The following is a 22,182-nucleotide window of genomic DNA, read 5'->3' as shown; positions in this document are numbered from 1 at the left end:
TGGTCGCGTCCGCAGGACGCCGCAGGGGCCGGCCCGCGGGTGGCGGGGCGGCCCCTGTGGCGTGGGCGGTCGCGGTCAGCGGCCCTCGACGAGACTCTTCGGGCGCAGGTCCGTCCAGTGGGTCTCCACGTACTCCAGGCACTCCTGGCGGCTCGCCGGGCCGTGGGCGACCGTCCAGCCGGCCGGGACGTCGACGAAGTCGGGCCACAGGCTGTGCTGGCCCTCGGCGTTGACCAGGACGGAGTAGACGCCGTCGGGGTTCTCGAAGGGGTTGCTGCTCATCGGGTGGTTTCCTTCCGTGTGACCAGGGCCGCAAGGGCCCGGAACCAGGTCTGCGCCAGATCCCGGACGGCCTCCTCGGTGAGGAGTTCGCCGGCGTAGGCCCAGTGGGCGCTCAGTTCGGGGCCGCCGGGGCGGTCCTCGGTGAGGGCGTTGAGGGTGAGGGCGTGGGACATGGGCATCCCGGGGTCCGCGTCGAGGTCGGCGGCGTCGCCCTCGGGCGCGTACGACCAGTCGGCGGCCTCGGGGACGTCGAAGCGGCCCATGTAGTTGAACTCGATCTGCGGTTCGGCGAGCCGGGCCAGTTCGGCGCCGGTGACCGGGTTGAGGTGGCGCAGCAGGCCGTGCCCGACGCCGCCGGTGGGCGGGGCGGTCAGGTGCTCGCGGACGCGGGCGACGGCCTCGTCGGGGTCCAGGCCCGCGGGGCCCGGGTCGAGGCGGACCGGGACGACGCTGGTGAACCAGCCGACGGTGCGGGACAGGTCGGCGTTGCCGGCGAGTTCCTCCTCGCGGCCGTGCCCCTCCAGGTCGACGAGGACGGCGCTGCCGGGCCCGGCGCCGAGCACCCGGGTCCGCCAGTCGGCGACGGCTCGCGCGAACGCGGTCAGCAGCACGTCGTTGACGCTCGCCCCGTACGCGGCGGGCACCCGCCCGAGCAGGGGGCCGGTGACCTCGGCGGGCAGGGTCAGCGACAGGTAGCGGGTGCTCTCGACGGTGTCGCGTGCCGTGTCCAGCGGCCGTGCCAGGGGCAGGCCGGCGCCGTCCGCGAGGACCGAGGTCCACCGGGGCAGTTCGTCCTCGCGGGACGGGTCCTGCGCCCGGGCGGTGAGCAGTTCGGACCAGCGGCGGAAGGAGACGTCCACGGGCGGCAGTTCCGGCGTGCGTCCCGCCGCCACGGCAGCCCAGGCGGTCTCCAGGTCGGGCAGGAGGATGCGCCAGGTCACGCCGTCGACGACGAGGTGGTGCAGGAGCAGCAGCAGCCGCCCCGGCTTCCCGGGCCCGGCGTCGAACCAGACGGCGCGCACCATGTCGCCGGTGTCCGGGTCGAGTCCGGCGCGTGCGGTGACCGCGTGGGCGGAGATCGCCTCCCGCAGCGCGGTGTCGTCCGCGCCGGCGACGTCGGCCCGGGTGAGCCAGGACGTCACGTCGACGGTGCCCGGGGCGGGCACGCGCAGCGCCCACTGCTCGCCGCGCTCGCCGTCGGAGCACGGCCGGGTGCGGGTGCGTTCCAGCCGGGCGCGGAGCATGTCGTGCCGGCCGGCGACGGCGCGCAGGACCGCCAGCAGCCCGTCCCCGTCCATGGCCGCCGGGGTCTGCAGGAGGGCGGCCTGGTGGTAGCCCCAGATCGGGCCGCCGCGCTCGCGCAGGGCGTGCATGATCGGGGTGAGCGGGACGAGGCCGGTGCCGTCGTCGTGGGTGCGCACCAGCTCGTCGCCGGCGAGCGGGACGGCGGCCCCGGCGAGGGAGGCCACGTCGCGGTGCTGGAAGACCTGGCGCGGGGTGATCCGCAGTCCCGCGGCGCGGGCCCGGCTGACGAACTGCATCGCGACGATGCTGTCGCCGCCGAGGGCGAAGAAGTCGTCGTCGGTGCCGACGGCCTCCGCGGGCAGTCCCAGCACCTCGGCGACGATGCCGCACAGGGTGCGTTCGGTGGCGTTGCCGGGCCTGCGGCCGCCGGTGCCCGCGGTGAAGTCCGGGGCGGGCAGCGCCTTGCGGTCCAGCTTGCCGTTGGACAGCAGGGGCAGCCGCTCCAGGACGACCACGGCCGCGGGGACCATGTACTCCGGCAGGCTCGCGGCGACGTGGGCCCGCAGGGCGGCCGGGTCGGCGTCGCGGCCCTCGGCGGGGACGGCGTAGCCGACGAGCTGCCGGACGCGGGGCCGGTCCTCGCGGGCGGTGACGACCACCTGGGCCACGGTCTCGTGCGCGGCGAGGGCGGTCTCGACCTCGGCGAGCTCGACCCGGTAGCCGCGGATCTTGACCTGGTCGTCGGAGCGTCCGGCGTACTCCAGCTGCCCCTCCTCGGTCCACCGGGCGAGGTCGCCGGTGCGGTACATGCGGGCGCCGGGCGGGCCGTACGGGTCGGCGACGAAGCGCTCCGCGGTCAGGTCGGGGCGCCCGAGGTAGCCGCGGGCGAGTCCGGCGCCGGACAGGTACAGCTCGCCGGTGACGCCGGGCGGGAGCAGGCGCAGCGAGGCGTCCAGGACGTAGGCGCGCGCGTTGTGCACGGCGCGCCCGACGACGGGGCGGTCGCTGTCGGCGACGCGGCCGACGAGGGCGTCGACGGTGGCCTCGGTGGGCCCGTACAGGTTGAACGCCTCGGTCGACTCCAGCGCGGCCAGGCGTGACCACAGGGCGTCGGGCACGGCCTCGCCGCCGACGCCGACCACGGCCAGCGGGCAGTGGCCGCCCTGGATCAGGCCGGCATCCGCCATCTGCGTGAGCAGCGACGGGGTGACCTCGATGAAGTCCAGCCCCTCGGCGCGGATCCGCTCGGCGAGCAGTTCCGCGTCGCGGCGCGTCTCGTCGTCCACGATGTGCAGCGCGTGGCCGTCCAGCAGCCACAGCTGCGGCTGCCACGAGGCGTCGAAGGAGAACGACCAGGCGTGGCCGACCCTCAGGTGGCGGCGGCCGGTCAGTTCCTTGGCGCGGTCGTGCAGGTCGTGCCGGTGGCTGTGGAAGAGGTTGGCGAGGCTGCGCTGGGTGACGACGACGCCCTTGGGGCGGCCCGTCGAGCCCGAGGTGTAGATGACGTACGCCGGGTGGTCGGCGGCCGGCGCCTGCGGCGCGGCCTCCGGCAGCCCGTCGAGGGCGTCCAGGCTGAGCACCGGGACGTCGGTGCCGGGGAGGGACGCGGCGAGGGCGTCCGTGGTGAGGATCAGCCGCGGGCGGGCGTCGGCGAGCATGCCGAGCACCCGGTCGGCGGGCAGGTCGGGGTCGAGCGGCAGATAGGCGGCGCCCGCCGTCATGACGGCCAGGATCGCCGTGATGTGGTCGGCGGTGCGCGGCAGCGCCAGCGCCACGATGCCCTCGGGGCCCGCACCGGCGCCGGCCAGCACGCGGGCCAGCCGGCCGGTGCGTGCGGCCAGTTCGGCGAACGTCCACGTCACGGAGCCGTCGGTGACGGCCACGGCGTCCGGTGACGCGGCGGCCTGCGCGGCGAACAGGGCGGGGACGGTGGCGTCGCCGGTCCGCGGGAGCAGGGCCGTGTCGTTCCAGGTCTCCAGCAGCAGCCGGCGGTCGGCGTCGGTGAGGATGCCGAGCCGTCCGACCGCGGCGTCCGGGTCGGCGGCCATCGCCGCCAGCACGGAGAGCAGGGCCGAGGCGATCCGCCCGGCGGCGGCCGCGGTGAACAGGTCGGGGCGGAACTCCGCCGTGAGGCGGAGGCGTTCGCCGGGCTCGACGGCCCAGGCGAAGGGGTAGTGGGTGGAGTCCTCGTGCTCGCGGACGGACAGGCGCAGGCCCGCGTCCGGCTCCTCGGCGACCGGGTAGGACTCGAAGACCACCAGCGTGTCGAAGAGGTCGCCGAGCCCGGCGCCGCGCTGGATGTCGGCCAGGCCCAGGTGCTGGTGCGGGAGCAGGCGCGACTGCTCGTCCTGGAGGCGGTCCAGCAGGGCGCCGACCGGCTCCTGCGGCCGCAGCCGGACGCGCACGGGCACGGTGTTGATGAACAGGCCGATCATGGACTCGACGCCGTCCAGCTCCGGCGGGCGTCCGGCCACGGTGGCGCCGAACACCACGTCGTCGCGGCCGGTCAGCCGGGACAGCACGACTCCCCAGGCCGCCTGCACCAGCGTGTTGACGGTGAGCCCGCGGTGCCGGGCGAGCGCGCCGAGCTCGCGCGTCAGCTCCTCGCCGGCCTCGACGGTGCGGGTGCGCGGCACGGCCGGCGCCCGGTTGGCGTCGGCGGGCACGAGGTGGGTGGGCTCCTCCAGGCCGTCCAGGGCCGCGGCCCAGGCGGCCGCCGAGGCCGGCTGGTCCTGCGCGGCGAGCCAGCGCAGGTAGTCGTGGTAGGGGGCGGTGGCGGGCGGGGTGGTCCCGTCGTGGAGGGCGGTGAGCTCCGTCATCAGCCGGGGCACCGACCAGCCGTCCAGCAGCAGGTGCTGGTGGGACAGGACGAGGCGGTGGCCGCCGTCGCCCGTCCTGGCCAGCAGCAGGCGCAGCAGCGGGGGTTCGGCGGGGTCGAAGCGGCGGCGTTCCTGCAGCAGTAGGCGCTCCCACTCCGCCTCGGCGTCCGGGGCGGCCGTGAGGTCGACGTGGCGCCAGGGCAGCGGCACCGAGCGCGGCACCACGGCCACCGGACGGCCGGAGGAGAGGTAGCGGAAGCCCGCGCGCAGGCTCTCGTGCCGGTCGAGCAGGGCCTGCCCGGCGGCGCGCAGCCGCTCGGGGTCGAGGTCCCCGTCGATGTCGTACGACACCTGGACGGTGTAGACGTCGGGGCCCTGGTCGCCGGAGTCGAAGGAGGCGTGGAAGAGCAGGCCCGCCTGGAGCGGCGAGAGCGGCAGCGGCTCGGCCGTTCCGGCGCCGGGGAGTTCGGCGCGTTCGGCGTCGGTGAGGCCGGGCAGCAGCTCGGCGCCGGTGTCCGTGTCCCCGCCCTGGTGGACGGTGTCGGTGGCGACCGCCGCCAGACCCGCGGGGGTCTTGTGGCGGAAGACGTCGCGCGGGGTGATCGTCAGCCCGGCGGCACGCGCCCTGACGACGAGCTGCATGGCGACGATGCTGTCGCCGCCCAGGGTGAAGAAGTCGTCGTCCGCGCCGACGCGTTCGAGGCCGAGGACGGCGGCGACCAGTTCGCACATGCGCTCCTCGCGCGGGGTGCGCGGCGCCGTCGCGGTGACGTGGGCGGCGAAGTCCGGTGCGGGCAGGGCCGCGCGGTCGAGCTTGCCGTTCGGCGTGAGCGGCAGCGCGTCCAGGACCACGAAGGCGGCGGGCACCATGTGCTCGGGGAGCGCGGCCGCCGCTGCGGCGCGCAGGGCCGCGGCGCCGGGCTCCTGCCCCGGGGCGGGGACGACGTAGGCCACCAGGCGCTCGTCACGCGGCACGACGGTGGCCGAGGCGACCGCGGGGTGCCGGGTCAGCACGGCCTCGATCTCGCCCGGTTCCACGCGGAAGCCGCGCAGCTTGACCTGGTCGTCGACGCGGCCGAGGTACTCCAGCTCCCCGTCGCGGGTCCAGCGGGCCAGGTCGCCGGTGCGGTACATGCGGCTCCCGGGCTCCCCGTACGGGTCGGCCACGAAGCGCTCGGAGGTCAGTGCGGAGCGGCCGAGGTAGCCGCGCGCCAGCTGGACGCCGGCGAGGTACAGCTCACCCGGCACGCCCGGGGCGACCGGGCGCAGCGAGGCGTCCAGCACGAGGGTGCGGGTGTTCCACACGGGGCGGCCGATCGGGACGCTGCCGGCTCCCGGCACGACCTGGTGGGCGGTGACGTCGACCGACGCCTCCGTCGGGCCGTACAGGTTGTGCAGCCCGGCCGTGCCCAGCACCTCGTGGAAGCGGGCGGCGAGCGGGGCGGGCAGCGCCTCGCCGCTGCAGATCACGCGGCGCAGGCCGGTGCAGCCCGCGGTGGCCGGCTCGTCGAGGAAGGCGCGGAGCATCGACGGCACGAAGTGCGCCGTGGTGACGCCGGCCCGCTGGATCAACCCGGCCAGGTACGCCGGGTCCTTGTGGCCCTCGGGTCGGGCCACGACCAGCGCGGCGCCGGTGACCAGCGGCCAGAAGAACTCCCACACCGACACGTCGAAGCCGGCCGGCGTCTTCTGCAGCACGCGGTCGCCGGGGGTGAGGCCGTAGGCGTCCTGCATCCACAGCAGGCGGTTGACGATGCCTTCCTGCGGTACGACGACGCCCTTGGGGCGGCCGGTCGAGCCGGAGGTGTAGATGACGTACGCCGGGTGGCGCGGGTCGTGGGCCTGCGGGAGCGGTCCGGTGGGGGCGTCCGCCGCGGGGGCGCCGTCGGCGTCGACGGTCAGGCGCGGGACGCCGGTGCCGGGCAGGACCACACCGTCGGTGGTGACGACGCACGCCGGGCGGGCGTCGCCGAGGATGAACGCCAGCCGCTCCGCCGGGTAGCCGGTGTCCAGCGGCAGGTAGGCGCCGCCCGCGCGGTGGACGGCGAGCAGGGTGACGACCAGGGCGGCCGAACGGGGCAGCGCGACCGCCACCGTGGACTCCGGGCCGACGCCGGCGCCCGCGAGGACGTGGGCCAGGCGTTCGACGCGGGCGTCGAGCTCCGCGTAGGTGACGACGGCGTCCTCGACCACGAGGGCGTCCGCGGACGGGGTGGCCGCGGCCTGGGCGCGGAACAGTTCGGGGAGGGTGAGGCCGGGCACGGCGCGGCCGGTGGCGTTCCACTCCGTCAGGACACGGGCGCGTTCGGCGTCGCCGAGGACGTCCAGGTGCCCGACCGGCCGCCCGGGTTCGGCGGCCACCTGCTCCAGCAGCCGTTCCATGCGGCGGGCGAGGAGTTCGGCGGTCGGCCGGTCGAAGAGGTCGGCGCTGTACTCGATCCAGCCCTGGATGCCGTTGCCCTCGCCCTGCTCGACGAAGTCGAAGCTGAGGTCGAACTTGGCGGTGTCCTGGGCGACCGGCTCCGGCCGCACCGTCAGGCCCGGCAGCGCGGGCGTGCCGGCGCGCTCGGCGAGGTGGACGACCATCACCTGGAACAGCGGGTGACGGGAGAGCGAGCGGCCCGGGTTGAGGGCTTCGACGAGCCGCTCGAAGGGCAGGTCCTGGTGCTCGTACGCGGCGAGGTCGGCCGCCCGTACGCGGCGCAGCAGCTCCGCGAAGCCAGGGTCGCCGGACAGGTCGGTGCGCAGCACGAGGGAGTTGACGAAGAAGCCGACCAGGTCCTCCAGGCGTTCGTCCGCGCGTCCGGACACGGGGGCGCCGAGCGGGATGTCGTCGCCGGCGCCGAGCCGGTGCAGCAGGGTGGCGACGGCGGCCTGGGAGACCATGAACATGCTGGCGCCCTCGCGGCGGGCGAGCGCGCGCAGGGCGCGTTCCAGCTCGGGCGGGACCGTGAAGCCGACGGTGCCGCCGGTGTGCGAGGACTCCTGGGGGCGCGGCCGATCGGTGGGCAGCGTCAGTTCCTCGGGCAGGCCCCGCAGGGTGGCGGTCCAGTACGCGAGCAGGTCGTCGCCGGAGTGCTCCAGCAGTTCGCGCTGCCAGAGGGTGTAGTCGGCGTAGCTCACCGGCAGCGGGTCCCGGTCGGGGGCGCGGCCGGCGGTGCGGGCGGCGTAGGCGGCGCCGAGGTCGGCGAGCAGGGCCCGGTCCGACCATTCGTCGGTGGCGATGTGGTGCAGCACCAGCTGCAGCACGTGCTCGTCCGGCCCGGTCGCGGACAGGGCGGCGCGCAGCGGCAGTTCGCGCTCCAGGTCGAAGGGGCGCGCCGCGATCCGGGGCTGTTCCTCCGAGGTGGCGGCGTCGAGCGTCACGCGCGCCTGCTCCGGGGCCAGTACGTGCTGGTGGGGCGCTCCGTCCACGACGGGGAAGACCGTGCGCAGGGTGGAGTGGCGGGCGACGAGGTCGTTCAGCGCCGCCTCCAGAGCGGCACGGTCGAGGGCGCCGGTCAGGCGCCAGGCGGCCGGGAGGTTGTAGGTGGGGTCGTCGGCGTCGACCTGGTGCAGCAGCCACAGCCGGTGCTGGGCGGAGGAGAGCGGCAGCCGCTCGGGCAGGACGTTCCCAGCGGTCAGGGCGGGGCGTGCGGCGGCCCCCTCCCCTTCCAGCAGGGCGGCGAGCCGGGCGACGGTGGGCGTGTCGAAGACGGCCCGCAGCGTGACCTCGGCACCGAGCGCGGTGCGGACACGGCTGATCAGGCGCATCGCGAGCAGCGAGTGGCCGCCGAGCGCGAAGAAGTCGTCGTCGATGCCGACCCGTTCCAGGCCCAGCACGGCGGCGAACTGCCCGGCGAGCAGTTCCTCGCGCGGGGTGCGGGGCAGCCGTCCGCCGACGGCCGCCGACAGGTCGGGCGCGGGCAGCGCGGCCCGGTCGAGCTTGCCGTTGACGGTGCGCGGCAGGGCGGCCAGGGCGACGAACGCCGCGGGGACCATGTGCTCGGGCAGCGCGGCGGCGGCGTGGGCGCGCAGCGCGGCCGGGTCGGGCTCGTGGCCGGCGGCGGGGACGACGTACGCGACGAGGCGCGGCATGCCCGGGGTGTCCTCGCGGACGAGGACGGCGGCGGCCGACACACCGGGGCCGGCGGTGAGGACGGACTCGATCTCGCCCGGCTCCACGCGGAAGCCGCGGATCTTGACCTGGTCGTCGGTGCGGCCCAGGTACTCCAGCGAGGAATCGGCCCTGCGGCGTGCCAGGTCGCCGGTGCGGTACATGCGGCTCCCGGGCTCGCCGAAGGGGTCGGCGACGAAGCGCTCGGCCGTCAGGCCGGGCCGGCCCAGGTAGCCGCGGGCCAGGCCGACGCCCGCGAGGTGGAGTTCGCCGGGCACGCCGAGAGGTGCCGGGCGCAGCCGCTCGTCGAGGACGTACACGCGCAGGTTGTCCAGCGGCGCCGCCCACTCGGGGGCGCCGCTGTGGCGACCGTAGGCGTCGACGGAGCACTCGGTGGGCCCGTACAGGTCGTGGACCCGCGTGGCGGGGAGCGCGGTCAGCCGCTGCCACAGGGCGGGCGGGATGGCCTCGCCGCCGACGGTGAGGACGGCGGGCGCGTATCCGCCCGGGGCGAGGAAGCCGTGGTGCGTGAGCTCGGCCAGGAAGGTGGGGGTGAGATCGACGTAGTCGGCAGCGCGGGCCTCCAGGTGTGCCAGGAGGGCGGCCGGGTCGGTCATCGTCGTCTCGTCGACGACGTGCAGTTCGTGGCCCGCCAGCAGCCACAGCAGCGGGTCCCAGGAGGCGTCGAAGCTGAACGAGGCGGTGTGCGCGGCCTTCAGGACCGCACGGCCCGTGGCGCGGACGGCGGGTTCGATCATGTCGCGCAGGTGCGCGCCGAAGAGGTTGGACAGGCCCTGGTGGGTGCCGACGACGCCCTTGGGGGTGCCAGTGGAGCCCGAGGTGTAGATCGTGTACGCGGCGCTCGCCGCCCGGTGGACGACCGGGCCGGCGGGCTCGGCCGCGGGCAGCGGGGCGTCGTACAGCAGTCGCGCGGCGCCCGGCACGGCCGGGAGGCGTTCGGCGAGGTCGGCGGTGGTCAGCAGGCAGACCGGGCCTGCGTCGCGGAGCATGAACTCCAGGCGTTCGGCGGGCAGTGCGGGGTCGAGCGGCAGGTAGGCGGCGCCGGAGGCGAGGACGCCGAGGATCGCCGGGACCATGGCGTGCCGCGGAAGTGCGAGGCCGACCACGGTGCCCTCGGCCGCGCCGTGCCGGCGCAGCAGGGCGGCGAGGGCGTCGACCCGCTCGCCCAGCCCGGCGAAGGTCAGCGCGCCCTCGGCGGTCACCAGCGCCGTCCGCTCCGGGTGGGCCCGGACGGTGTCGGCGAGGATCTCCGGTACGGCACGGGTCTCGGCGCCGTACCGCGCGGTGTCGTTCCAGGCGACGGCCGCGGCCTCGTGCTCGGCGGGCGTGAGCAGGTCGAACTCGGCCAGCGGGAGGTCCGGGTGGGCCGCGGCCTGCCGCAGCAGCAGGACCAGCCGGGCGACGAGCAGCGCGGCCGTGGCCTCGTCGGCCAGGTCGGTGGCGTACTCCAGCAGCAGCGCCAGGGGGCGTGCCTCGCCGTGGTCGACGAAGGTGAAGTCGAGGTCGAACTTGGCCGTGCCGGTGTCCATGTCGAACCACTCGGTGGGCAGTCCGAAGACGTCGGGGTCGCCGTCCGGGCGGTGGTGGTAGCCGAGCATGACCTGGAAGAGCGGGTTGCGGCCCGCCGCGCGCGGCGGGTTCACCGCCTCCACGACCCGGTCGAAGGGCAGGTCCTGGTGCTCGAAGGCCGCCAGGGCGGACTCACGGACCCGGAGCAGCAACTGACGGAACGTCAGGGAATCGCCGGACAGGTCGGTGCGCAGTACGAGGGTGTTGACGAAGAAGCCCACGAGGTCGTCCAGGCCGCTGTCGGTGCGGCCGGCGATGGGCGCGCCCAGCGGCACGTCCTCGCCCGCGCCGAGGCGGTGCAGCAGCGCGGCGGTGGCGGCCTGGAACAGCATGAACATGCTGGTGCCGGTCGCCGTGGACAGCTCCCGCAGCTCCCGCCCGAGGACGGCCGGGACCTCGCCGCGCACGATCGCGCCGGCGCCGGTGGGCGCGGCGGGACGCGGCCGGTCCAGGGGCAGCGGCAGCTCCTCGGGGAGGTCGCGCAACCGCTCTGTCCAGTAGGCGAGTTGGGTGTCGCCGACGGTGCCGAGTAGGCGTTCCTGCCAGAGGGTGTAGTCGGCGTACTGGACGGGCAGCGGCCGCCACGCCGGGGCGGAGCCCGCGGCGCGGGCGGTGTAGGCGGCCGTCAGATCCGCCATGAAGGGGCGGTCGGACCATTCGTCGGTGGTGATGTGGTGCATTACGACGGCCACCACGTGGTCGTCGCCGCCGACCCGGAACACTTCGCAGCGCAGGGGCAGTTGCTCCGTCAGGTCGAAGGGGCGGCGCTGGGCCGCCTCGATGAGCCCGGGGAGGTCGGACTCGGCGGCGTCGGCCACCGTGACCCCGGGCCGGGCGTCGTCCGCGGGGACGATGCGCTGGTGGGGCTCGCCGTCCTGTTCGCCGACGAGGGTGCGCAGCGCCTCGTGGCGGCCCGCGACGTCGGCCAGGGCCTGCCGCAGCGCGTCGGTGTCGAGGGCGCCGCGCAGCCGGAAGACGAGCGGGAAGTTGTAGGCGGCTCCGCCGCCGGTGAGCCGTTCCACCAGCCACAGGCGGCGCTGCGCGGCGGAGAGCGGGACGCGGCCGGGGCGTTCCGCCGCCGCGGTGAGCGCGGGGCGGACGGGCCGTCCGGCGGCCGCGCGGCCCGCGAGCAGCGCGGGCGTCGGGGCCTCGAAGAGGTCGCGGATGGCGAGTTCGGCGCCGAGCTCGGTGCGGGCCCGGCTGACCAGGCGGGTGGCGAGCAGGGAGTGGCCGCCCAGGTCGAAGAAGTCGTCCTCGGCGCCGACCGACGGCAGGGCCAGGACCTCCGCGAAGAGGCGGCACAGCACCTCTTCCTGGGGGGTGCGCGGTCCGCGTCCGCCGCCGAGGGCCACGGCGGGCTCGGCGTCGGGCAGCGCCCTGACGTCGAGCTTGCCGTTGGCGTTCATCGGCAGCCGGTCGAGGGTGACGAAGGCCGCCGGGACCATGTACTCGGGCAGCTCGCGCTTGAGGTCCTCGCGCAGCACGCGGACCAGGGCGCTCGCGTCGCGGCCCGCGCCTGGGTCGTTGGCGTACGGGGCGGTGCCGCCCCCGGGCCGGTAGAGCCCGGCGGTCGTGCCTGCCGTGCCGGCGGGGACGAACACGGCCTCGTAGGTGCCCGTCTCGGCGCCCCAGGTGGTGAGCACGCGGTAGCCGAGACCGGCGGCCAGGTCGTGCAGGGTCTCCGGGTCGACGCCGTCCGGCCGCACCCGGCCGTCCGGCACGCCCGTGACGCGCAGCCGCTCCGGCCGCTGCTCGCTCAGGTGCGCGGCGAGGTCCGGCGACCACGCGGCACGGGGCTCGTCGCCCAGCCGCACGGCGGGCTCGCCGTGGTAGAGCACGGCGTCGTAGCGGTGCCGGGTCAGCTCGTTGTGGCGGCGTCCGCGCTTGGTGCGCAGGTCGAGCCCGTAGCCGAGCCGTGCGAAGAAGTCGGGGTCGACCAGGAGTTCCTTCTCCAGGCGCAAGCCGCGTTCCACGGCCCGCTCGAACCCGGCCCCGGCCGTGCCGCGGGCGTGCTGGATCTCGGTGTGGAAGGTGCGGGCGAGCCGCAGGTTGCGGACGTCGCCGACGAACAGCGCGCCGCCGGGGGCGAGCAGTTCCATGGCGCCGCGCACGACCGACTCCAGGTAGGCCGCGCTCGGGAAGTACTGGATCACGGAGTTGATGACGACCGTGTCGAAGTACCCGCTGGGCAGCCCCTCCAGGTCGTCCGCGGGACGGCAGCGCAGCTCCACCTTGGCGGCGAGGGCGGGGTCGCGCCGCAGCTCCTCGCCGATCTTGCGGATGACGGGGGCGGCGAAGTCGGTGGCCCAGTAGGACTCGGCGTCCGGGGCCAGCCGGGACAGCAGCAGGCCGGAGCCGACACCGATCTCCAGGACGCGGCGCGGGCGCAGTTCGCGGATGCGGGCGAGGGTGGCCTCCCGCCACTCGTGCATGTCGTCGAAGGGGATGGGCTGCCCGTCGTAGGAGCTGTCCCAGCCCGCGTACTCCTCGGTGAAGACGGCGGTGGAGATCTCCTCGTACTCGTCGGAGTAGATCTCCTGCCACTCGCCCACCTGGGCGCGCTCGGTGGACGCGCGTTCGGCGGCGTCGGCGGGGGCCGGGACGACGTAGCCGACCAGCCGGTCGTCGCGGACGACGACGGCGGCCTGGGAGACGCGCGGGTGCCGGCTGAGGGCGGTCTCGATCTCGCCGGGCTCGACGCGGTAGCCGCGGATCTTGACCTGGTCGTCGGTGCGGCCGAGGAAGTCCAGGTTCCCTTCCGGGTCGCGCCGCACCAGGTCGCCGGTGCGGTACATCCGCTCGCCGGGCTCGCCGAAGGGGTCGGCGACGAACCGCTCGGAGGTCAGCGCCGGCCGGTCCAGGTAGCCCCGGGCCAGCCCGACGCCCGCGATGTACAGCTCGCCGGGCACGCCGTCCGGCACCGACCGCAGCCAGGCGTCGAGGATGTGCGCGCGGGTGCCGCGGATGGGGCGGCCGACGGTGGGCGTGGCGCTGTCGTGGGTGCCGCCGCCGAGGGTGTTGATGGTGTACTCGGTCGGGCCGTACAGGTTGTAGCCGTAACTGCCCTCGGTGTCGCGCAGCCGCGTCCAGACCGTCTCGGGGACGGCCTCGCCGCCGAGCAGCACCAGCGGCGGGACGTGCCCTTCGAGCAGCCCCTCCTCGATGAGCAGGCGGGCGTAGGTCGGGGTGACGTTGACGACGTCGATGCGGTGCCGCTCGCAGTAGGCGGTCAGGGCGTGGGCGTCACGGCGCAGTTCCTCGTCGCAGACGTGGACCTCGTGGCCCTCGACCAGCCAGAGCAGTTCCTCCCACGACATGTCGAAGGCGAAGGAGACGGTGTGCGCCACGCGCAGCCGCCGTCCGCCCGCCGACGCGATGGCCGGGGCGAAGATCTCCTTCTGGTGGTTGAGCTGCATGTTCGTCAGGCCCCGGTAGGGGGTGACGACGCCCTTGGGGCGGCCGGTGGAGCCGGAGGTGTAGATGACGTACGCGGGGTGCTCCAGGCTGAAGTCCGCGACGACCGGGGCGTCGGACAGCTCCGCCAGCGCGGCGGCGACGGCGGGGTCGTCGAGGAGCACGCGCGGGGTGTCCGCGTCGATGGTCGCGGAGACGGCGGCGTTCGTGAGGAGCAGCAGCGGCCGGGCGTCCTCCAGCATCAGGGAGAGCCGGTCGGCCGGGTGGTCGAGCTCCAGCGGCAGGTAGGCGGCGCCGGTGCGCAGCACCGCGAACAGGGCCACGACCATCTCCGCGGAGCGCGGCAGTCCCAGCGCGACGACCTTCTCCGGTCCCGCGCCGTGGGCGAGCAGCAGCCGGGCGGTGCGGTTCACGGCGGCGTCCAGCTCCGCGTAGTCCAGGGTGCGGTCGCCGAAGACCAGGGCGGTGGCGTCCGGGGTGCGGGTGGCCTGCGCGGCGAGCAGGTCGGCGATGGTCTCGGTGGGCTCCGGCACCCTGCTGCCGGCCCACTCCCGCTCCAGCGCGGCGTGTTCGGCGGGCAGCAGCGGGTCGAGGCGGCCGACGGGGGCCGTCAGGTCCTCGGCCATGCGCTCCAGCAGCAGGGTGAAGCGGTCCAGCAGCGCGCGTGCGACGGCGTGCGGGACGACGTCGGGCCGGTGCGCGAGGGTGACGAGGACACGCTGTCCCGGCGTCACGATCAGGTTGACGGGGTAGTGCGTGGCGTCGACGTTGGCGACGGCGGTGGCGCCGTGCTCGGTGCGCAGCCGCTCCAGCCGGTCCTCGGTGTCGTTGTTGCGCAGCACGAAGAGGGTGTCGAACAGCCGCCGGTGGCCGGTCTCGGCCTGCAGCACGCCGAGGCCCAGGTACTCGTACGGCATGAGTTCCAGCCGTTCGCCCTGGATGCGCCGCAGCAGGTCGAGGACGGTCTCCGCCGGGTCGAGGGCGACGCGGGCGGGGACGGTGTTGAGGAACATGCCGATGACGTTCTCGACGTCCGGGACTTCGGTGGGCCGGCCCGCGACGGTGGTGCCGAAGACGACGTCGGTGCGGCCGGTCGCGGAGGCCAGCGTCAGGCCCCAGGCGGCGTTGAGCACCGTGTTGAGGGTGAGGCCGTGGGCCCGTGCCCGCTCACGCAGCGAGTCGCCGAGCTCCGCCGGGAGCAGCGCGTCCAGCTGCTCGGGGATGACGGGTTCCAGGCCCGCGTCGGCGACGGCCGGGACGAGCAGGGTGGGCTCCTCCAGGCCGTCCAGGGCGGCACGCCATGCGGCGGTCGCCGCGGCGTCGTCCTGGGTGCCCAGCCAGGCCAGGTAGTCCCCGTAACTGCCGGGGCGCGGCAGGCCGGTGTCCTCGCCGCCGGTCGCGTAGAGGGCGAAGAGCTGGTCGAGGAAGAGCCAGGCGGACCAGCCGTCCCACAGGATCAGGTGGCGGCCGATGACGAGGCGGTCGCCGCGCTCGGCGCCGCGGCGCACGAGCAGCATGCGGAACAGGGGCGGCGCGGACAGGTCGAAGCGGCGGGTGCGCTCGGCGTCCATCAGGGCGCGCAGCCGCGCCTCCTGCTCGTCGGCGGGGAGCGCCGACAGGTCCACCGTCTCCAGCGGCACCTCGGGCTCGTCGACGATGAACTGCACGGGCTGGCGCAGTCCTTCGCTGGTGAACCCGGCGCGCAGTCCGGGGTTGCGGGCGAGCAGGGTGCGGGCGGCGGCCCGCAGCCGGTCCTCGTCCAGGCGCTGGTCGAAGTCGAAGGTCTCGTGGACGGTGTAGACGTCGAGGGCGCCGTCGTCGTAGGCCGAGTGGAAGAACAGGCCTTCCTGGAGCGGCGCGAGGGGCCAGATCTCGGCGACCGCTCCCCCGGCGGTCCGCTGGACGCGCCCGGTCTCCTCGGGGGTCAGCTCGGGGCGGACGGGGCCGGTGCGCTCCGTGGTCGCGGCGCCGGTGCGGGCGGCCAGGGCGAGGGCGGCGGGGGTGCGGTGCTCGAAGACGTCGCGCGGGGTCAGTTCGAGTCCGGCGGCGCGGGCGCGGCTGGCCACGCCGATGGAGCTGATGCTGTCGCCGCCGAGGAGGAAGAAGTCGTCGTCGGGACCGGCGTCGGGCAGGCCCAGGACGGCCGCGAACACCTCCGTCAGCGTCCGCTCGCGGTCGGTGCGCGGGGCGCGGGCGGGGGCCCGCTCCGCCTCGGGCGCGGGCAGCGCCGAACGGTCGAGCTTGCCGCTGGGGGTCAGCGGCAGCGCGTCGAGCACGACGAGGGCGTCCGGCACGAGCGGCGCGGGCAGCACCTCGGCCACGGCGGCACGCAGGGCGCCGGTGTCGGGGCGGGCGCCGCGCGCCGGCACGACGTACGCGACGAGGCGCTGCTCGCGCACCGTCACCGCGGCCTGGGCGACGTCCGGGAGGCGGACGAGCGCGGCCTCGGTCTCGCCGGGCTCGATGCGGTTGCCGCGCAGCTTGACCTGGCGGTCGGTGCGGCCCAGGTACTCCACGACCCCGTCGGCACGCCGGCGGACCAGGTCGCCGGTGCGGTACATGCGGGTTCCGGGCGCGCCGAACGGGTCGGCGACGAAGCGCTCCGCGGAGAGCGCGGAACGCCCGTGGTAGCCGCGGGCGAGCTGCACACCGGTCAGGTAGAGCTCGCCGGGCACGCCGTCCGGCACCGGGTGCAGGCAGGCGTCCAGGACCCGCAGGCCCGTGTTCCACACGGGGCGGCCGATGGGCACGGTGGTGCCGGGGGCGCCGTCGAAGGGGTGGTGGGTGACGTCGACGGCGGCCTCGGTGGGCCCGTAGAGGTTGTGCAGCGGCACTCCGGTGAGCGCCTGCCAGCGCGCGGCGGCGGTGCCCGGCAGGGCCTCGCCGCTGCTGAGGACGCGGCGCAGGCTCGCCGCCCACGACGCGTCGGCGGTCACCTCCGGGGTGCTGAGGAACGCCTCCAGCATGGAGGGCACGAAGTGCATGGTGGTGACGCGCTGTTCGCGGACGAGCCCGGCGAGGTAGGCCGGGTCGTGGTGCCCGTCGGGGCGGGCGAGGACGACGGCGGCGCCCTCGCACAGCGGCCAGAAGAACTCCCACACGCTGACGTCGAAGCTGGACGGGGTCTTCTGCAGCACGCGGTCGCCGGCCGTCAGGCCGTACTCCCCCTGCGTCCAGGCGAGGCGGTTGACGACGGCGCGGTGGGTGACGACGACGCCCTTGGGGCGGCCGGTGGAGCCGGAGGTGTAGATCAGGTACGCCGGGTCGTCGGGCCGGGCCTGCTCGGCCGCGACGGGCTCCGCGGCCTCCTCGACGGCGTCGATCAGCAGCGGCGTCAGACCCGCCACCTCGGGCAGCCGCGGCGCGTCGGCCGCCGTGGTGACGACGGTCGTCGCGCCGGAGTCGGCGAGCATGTAGGCGACGCGTTCCGCCGGGTAGTCCAGGTCGACGGGCAGGTAGGCCGCGCCGGACTTGAGGACACCGAGCAGCGCGACCATCAGCTCCGCCGAGCGCGGGACGGCGACGGCGACGAAGCGCCCGGGTCCCGCGCCGCGGGCCCGCAGCCGCACGGCCAGCGCTTCGGCGCGCGCGTCGAGTTCGGCGTACGTGAGGGTGGTGTCGCCGTACACGACGGCGGTGGCGCCGGGCGTGCGGGCGGTCCGCGCGGCGATGGCGGCGGGCAGTGTGGTGGCGGGGACGTCGCGGACGGCGCCCTCGAGGTGGGCGGTCTCGTGCTCGCGCGGGGTGAGCAGGCCGACGGAGGCGACCGGGCGGCCGGGGTCGTCGGCGATCGCCTCCAGCAGCAGCGTGAGCCGGCCGCCGAGGGCGCGGACGGCGCCGGCGTCGATCCTGCGCGCGTGGTGCTTGAGCCGCAGGTCCATGCGGCGACCGGGCTTCACGATGAGGGCGAGCGGATAGTGCACGGTGTCGTGGAAGGCGTGGCCGGTGACACGCACGGTGCCGGAGGGGTCGGCGAGGCCGGTCTCGGCGGGGTAGTTCTCGAACACGACGAGGGTGTCGAAGAGTTCGCCGCCGCCCGCGTGCCCGGCGGTGCGCTGGATCTCCGCGAGGCCGAGGTGCTGGTGGTCCAGCAGGGCGCTCTGCTCGTCCTGCAGCCGGCGCAGCATCGTGCCCAGCCCGCCGGCCGGGTCCCAGACGAGCCGGGTCGGCAGGGTGTTGATGAAGAGGCCGACCATGGAGTCGATGCCGTCGACGGCGACGTCGCGACCGGAGACGGTGGTGCCGAAGACGACGTCATGCTGTCCGGTGAGCCGGCCCAGCAGCAGGCCCCAGGCGCCCTGGACGACGGTGCCGAGGGTGACGCCGAGTTCGCGGGCGCGGGCGGCGAGCCGGGCGGTGACGCGCTCGGAGAGTTCCAGGCGGATCTGCGCGGGCTCCACCGGGCCGCCGTCCGCGGGGGTGTCCACCAGGCGCGTCGGGCCCTCGAGCCCGGCGAGCGCGGTACGCCACGCGGCGCGGGCGGCGTCCCGGTCGGCGGCGGCGACACCGCGCAGATAGCCGGCGTAGGCGGGCACCTCGGGCAGGGGCGCCGAATTGTCCGCGTACAGCGCCATCAGCTCGCGGTGCAGGACGGGCAGCGACCAGCCGTCCGCGACGATGTGGTGGAACGTCAGCAGCAGGCGGCTGCGGTCCGCGCCGAGGCGGACGAGCGCACAGCGCAGCAGCGGCGGCCGGCCGAGGTCGAAGGGGCGGGACCGCTCGTCGGCGGCGACGGCGTCCGCGAGGCCGCGGCATACGCCCTCCTCCTGCGCGGACAGGTCGACCTCGCGCCAGGGCAGCGCGGCGCCACGGGTGACGACCTGGACGGGCCGGCCGTCGGGGAGCTGGCGGAAGCAGGCGCGCAGCGGGGCGTGCCGCTCCAGGAGCCGCTCCATGGCGCGGCGCAGGGCGGCGCCGTCGACGGGGCCGGACAGCTCGACGGCCTGCTGGACGACGTAGGCGTCGTGGTCGGCGCCGTCGACGAGGGCGTGGAAGAAGAAGCCCTCCTGGAGCGGGCCGAGCGGCAGCACCTCGTCGACGCCGGCCGTCATCCCGCCGCGCAGGGCGTCGAGTTCGGAGTCCGTCAGGGACACCAGCGGCGCGTCCTGCCCGCCCGCCGGGGCGTCGTCCGGACCGCCCTCCTGGGCGACCTCGGCGAGCGCGGCGACGGTGCGGTGCCGGAAGACGTCGCGCGGGGTGAGGCGCAGGCCGGCGCGGCGGGCGAGCACGAGCAGCTGGATCGCCACGATGCTGTCGCCGCCGAGGGCGAAGAAGTCGTCGTCGATCGTGACGTTCCGCACGCCGAGGGCCTGCGCGTACAGGGCGCACAGCAGTTCCTCGCGGGCGTCGCGCGGGGCGCGGCCCGAGCTGAGGGCGGCGTAGTCGGGGACGGGCAGGGCGGCGCCGTCGAGCTTGCCGCTGGGCGTCACCGGCAGCCGGTCCAGGGGCACGAGGGCCGCGGGGACCATGTACTCGGGCAGGAATTCGGCGGCGTGCGCGCGCAGCGTCCGCATCAGCGCGGTGACGTCGCGGAAGGGGGCGGGCCGGTTGGCGAGCGGGCGGCCGCCGGCGGGCCGGTACAGCTCGCCGGGGTCGGCGCCCTCGGGGACGAAGACGGCGTCGAGGCTGCCGTCGTCCGCGTCGCCGGTCCAGGTCAGGACGGCGGACAGGCCGTGCCGCGCGGCGAGTTCGTGCAGCGATTCAGGATCGACACCGCCGGCGCCGTCGGCGCCGGGGCGGCTGCTGTCGTCGAGGACGGCGAGGGCGTCGAGGTCCTCGGTGAGGCGGGCGTTGGGCACGGCGGTGACGCGCAGCCGCTCCGGGCGCGTGGCGAGCCGGGCGTCGAGTGCGGGCAGGCCGCCGAGCGCGGCCCACGCGATCTCGTCGCCCTCGCCGGGGGTGGCGTCCGCCGCCGGGCGCAGCACGACGTCGTAGCGGTAGCGGGTCAGCTCGTTGTGGTGGGTGCCGCGCTTGACGCGCACCTGCGCGGCGAAGCCGTCGAGGCCCGCGAACCAGTCCGGGTCGACGAGGAGTTCGCCCTCCCAGGCCACCGAGCGGTCGACCGCGGCGCGCAGCGCCTCCTTGTCGGCGGCCCCGGCGGCGGCGCCGCGGTCGCTCTCCACGGCCGCGCGCAGGGTGCGCAGCAGCCGCAGGTTGCGGACGTCGCCGACGAAGAGCGCGCCGCCGGGCGCCAGCAGCGCGGCGGCCTTGCGCAGCACGTCCTCGAGGTAGTCCGCGCCGGGGAAGTACTGGGCGACGGAGTTGATGACGACGACGTCGAAGTGGCCCTCGGGCAGTCCGGTGGTGTCGTGCGCGGGGCGGGCCGACAGCTCGACGCGGCCGGCGAGTTCCGGCACGTCGCGGATCTGGGCGCGCAGCGCGGCGACGGCCTCCTCGGAGACGTCGGTGCCCCAGTACGCCTCGCAGCCGGGGGCCAGCCGGGACAGCAGCAGGCCGCTGCCGACGCCGATCTCCAGGACGCGGCGCGGTGCGAGGGCCGCGATGCGCTCGACGGTGGCCGCCCGCCACTCGCGCATGTCGGCGAGGGGGATGGGCAGCCCGTCGTACATGCTGTTCCAGCCGGCGAAGTTCTCCCGGAAGCCCTCGGAGCCCGCGGCGGAGTAGAGGAGTTCGTGCAGGTCCTTCCACTCGGCGACCTCGGCCTCGCCGTCGAGTGAGGGCACGACGTAGGCGGCCAGCCGCCGGTCGCCGGGCCGGTCCTCGCGGACGACGACGGCGGCCTGGGCGACGGCGGGGTGGGCGCGGAGCACGGACTCGATCTCGCCGGGCTCGATGCGGAAGCCGCGGATCTTGACCTGGCTGTCGACACGGCCGAGGAACTCCAGCCGCCCGTCCGCCTTCCAGCGCACGAGGTCGCCGGTGCGGTACAGCCGCTCCCCCGGCTCGCCGAAGGGGTCGGCGACGAAGCGCTCGGCCGTCAGGTCGGGCCGTCCGAGGTAGCCGCGGGCGAGTCCGGCGCCGCCGAGGTAGAGCTCTCCCGCGACACCCGCCGGGACGGGCCGCAGCCGGGCGTCGAGCACGTAGGCGCGGGTGCCGGGGTCGGGCACGCCGATGGGCACGATGGTGCCGGCCGGGGTGTCGGGGTCGCACCGGCCGAGCGTGGAGTTGGTGGTCGCCTCGGTCGGGCCGTAGGCGTTGAACATCATGCGGCCGCGCGCGTAGCGGCCGACGAGTTCGGGCGAGACGCGCTCGGTCCCGGCGAGCAGCGTCGCCTCGGCGGGCAGGTGCACGTCGTCGGGCATGGCGGCGAGCAGGGCGGGCGGCAGGATCATGAAGGTGATGCCGTGGGCGTTCGCGTAGTCGGCGAGCGGCGGCCCCGGGACGCGTCGTTCGGAGGGGACGACGACGAGCCGTCCGCCGGAGAGCAGGCCGAGGCACAGGTCCCAGAAGGCGACGTCGAAGCTCGGGGAGGCGAACTGCAGCACCCGACTGTGCGGGCCGATGCCGAAGCGCTCGCTCTGGGTGGCGACGAGCTTGGCGACGCCGGCGTGGGAGAGGACGACGCCCTTGGGCCGGCCGGTGGAGCCGGAGGTGTAGATGACGTAGGCGGCGTTCGCGACCGTCAGCCGGCCGTCGAGGTCGGGGGCGCTTTCGGGCAGCCCGGCGAGTTCGGCGACGGTGTCCGGGGCGTCGACGACCAGTGTGGGGACCTCGCCGGGCAGGTCGGCGGCGACCTCGGCGGTGGTGAGCAGGCAGACCGGCGCGGCGTCGGCGAGCATGTAGGCGACGCGGTCGGCGGGGTAGTCGGTGTCGACCGGCAGGTAGGCGGCGCCGGACTTGAGCACCGCCACCTCGGCGACGACGAGTTCGGCCGAGCGCGGCACGGCCAGCGCCACCACCGTCTCGGGGCCGGCGCCCCGGGCGGCCAGGGCGTGGGCCAGCCGGTTGGCGCGGGCGTCGAGTTCGGCGTAGGTGAGGCGGACGTCCTCGAAGACCAGGGCGGTCTCGTCGGGCCGGGCGCGGACCTGCTCGGCGAACATCGCGGGCCAGGTGGCGAGCGGCACGTCGTGGGCGGTGTCGTTCCACTCGTGGAGGAGGCGGTGCCGTTCCGGCCCGTCCAGCAGCACGAGGTCGCCGACGGCGCGGTCCGGGTGCGCGGTGGCGTCGGCGAGCAGGGTGGCGTAGTGGCCGAGGATCCGGTCGACGGTCGCGGCCTCGAAGAGGTCGGGGCGGTACGCGGCGTGGACCTCGCCGGTCGTCACCCGCAGTGCGAGGTCGAGGGGGCCGCCGGCCCAGTCGCCGGGGGCGAAGCCGGTGTTGCAGAGCAGTCCGCCGCCGCGGGTCGCGGTGGCGCCCACCTCGGCGGCGAGGTCGCCGGCGGGGACGCGGTGGGCGCGGGCCCGCTCCGCGGCCTCGGAGACCCGCGCGGTGAGCCCGGCGACGGTGGTGTCCGCGGTGAGGGCGACGCGCAGCGGCAGCCCGTCGTGGGCGAGGACGAGGTCGGTGGCGCCGCCGCCGTAGTGGTGGAGCAGGGCGACGTACGCCGCGAGGTGGCGGTCCTCCCCCGCAGCCGTGCCGGGGAGGGCGCGGGAGCGCACCGCGGGCGGTCCCGCGGGACGCTGCGGGTACGGGAGGTCGATGGGGAGGGCGGTCTCCTGTGCGAGCGGAATCAGCCGTTCGCGCCAGAAGTCCTTTGCCGTCATGACCAGTTCTTCGTTACCCGACACAGGTGCCCGTGCCTCCCCAGACGTGCGGAACCGACTCGGACGAGCCGTG

The 22,182-nt window shown here is 75.8% G+C and carries 2 protein-coding genes; both read right to left on the bottom strand.

The genetic code is table 11. The features are described 5' to 3' along the window. Positions 1 to 75: 75 nt before the first annotated feature. Positions 76 to 282, bottom strand: a complete 207-nt coding sequence (locus tag ACFZAU_RS04195; protein ID WP_500465603.1) for an MbtH family protein — start codon at positions 280 to 282, stop codon at positions 76 to 78. After that, a complete protein-coding gene (locus ACFZAU_RS04190) occupies positions 279 to 22,109 on the bottom strand; it encodes a non-ribosomal peptide synthase/polyketide synthase (protein WP_500550987.1) in 21,831 nt (7,276 codons plus the stop codon). Before ACFZAU_RS04190 ends, ACFZAU_RS04195 begins: the two co-directional genes overlap by 4 nt. Positions 22,110 to 22,182: the final 73 nt, after the last annotated feature.

Source organism: Streptomyces sp. NPDC008238, assembly GCF_042956445.1.
Classification (GTDB): domain Bacteria; phylum Actinomycetota; class Actinomycetes; order Streptomycetales; family Streptomycetaceae; genus Actinacidiphila.
The sequence above is the reverse complement of the archived record's forward strand: the minus strand, read 5'-3'. Positions and strand labels throughout refer to the sequence as shown.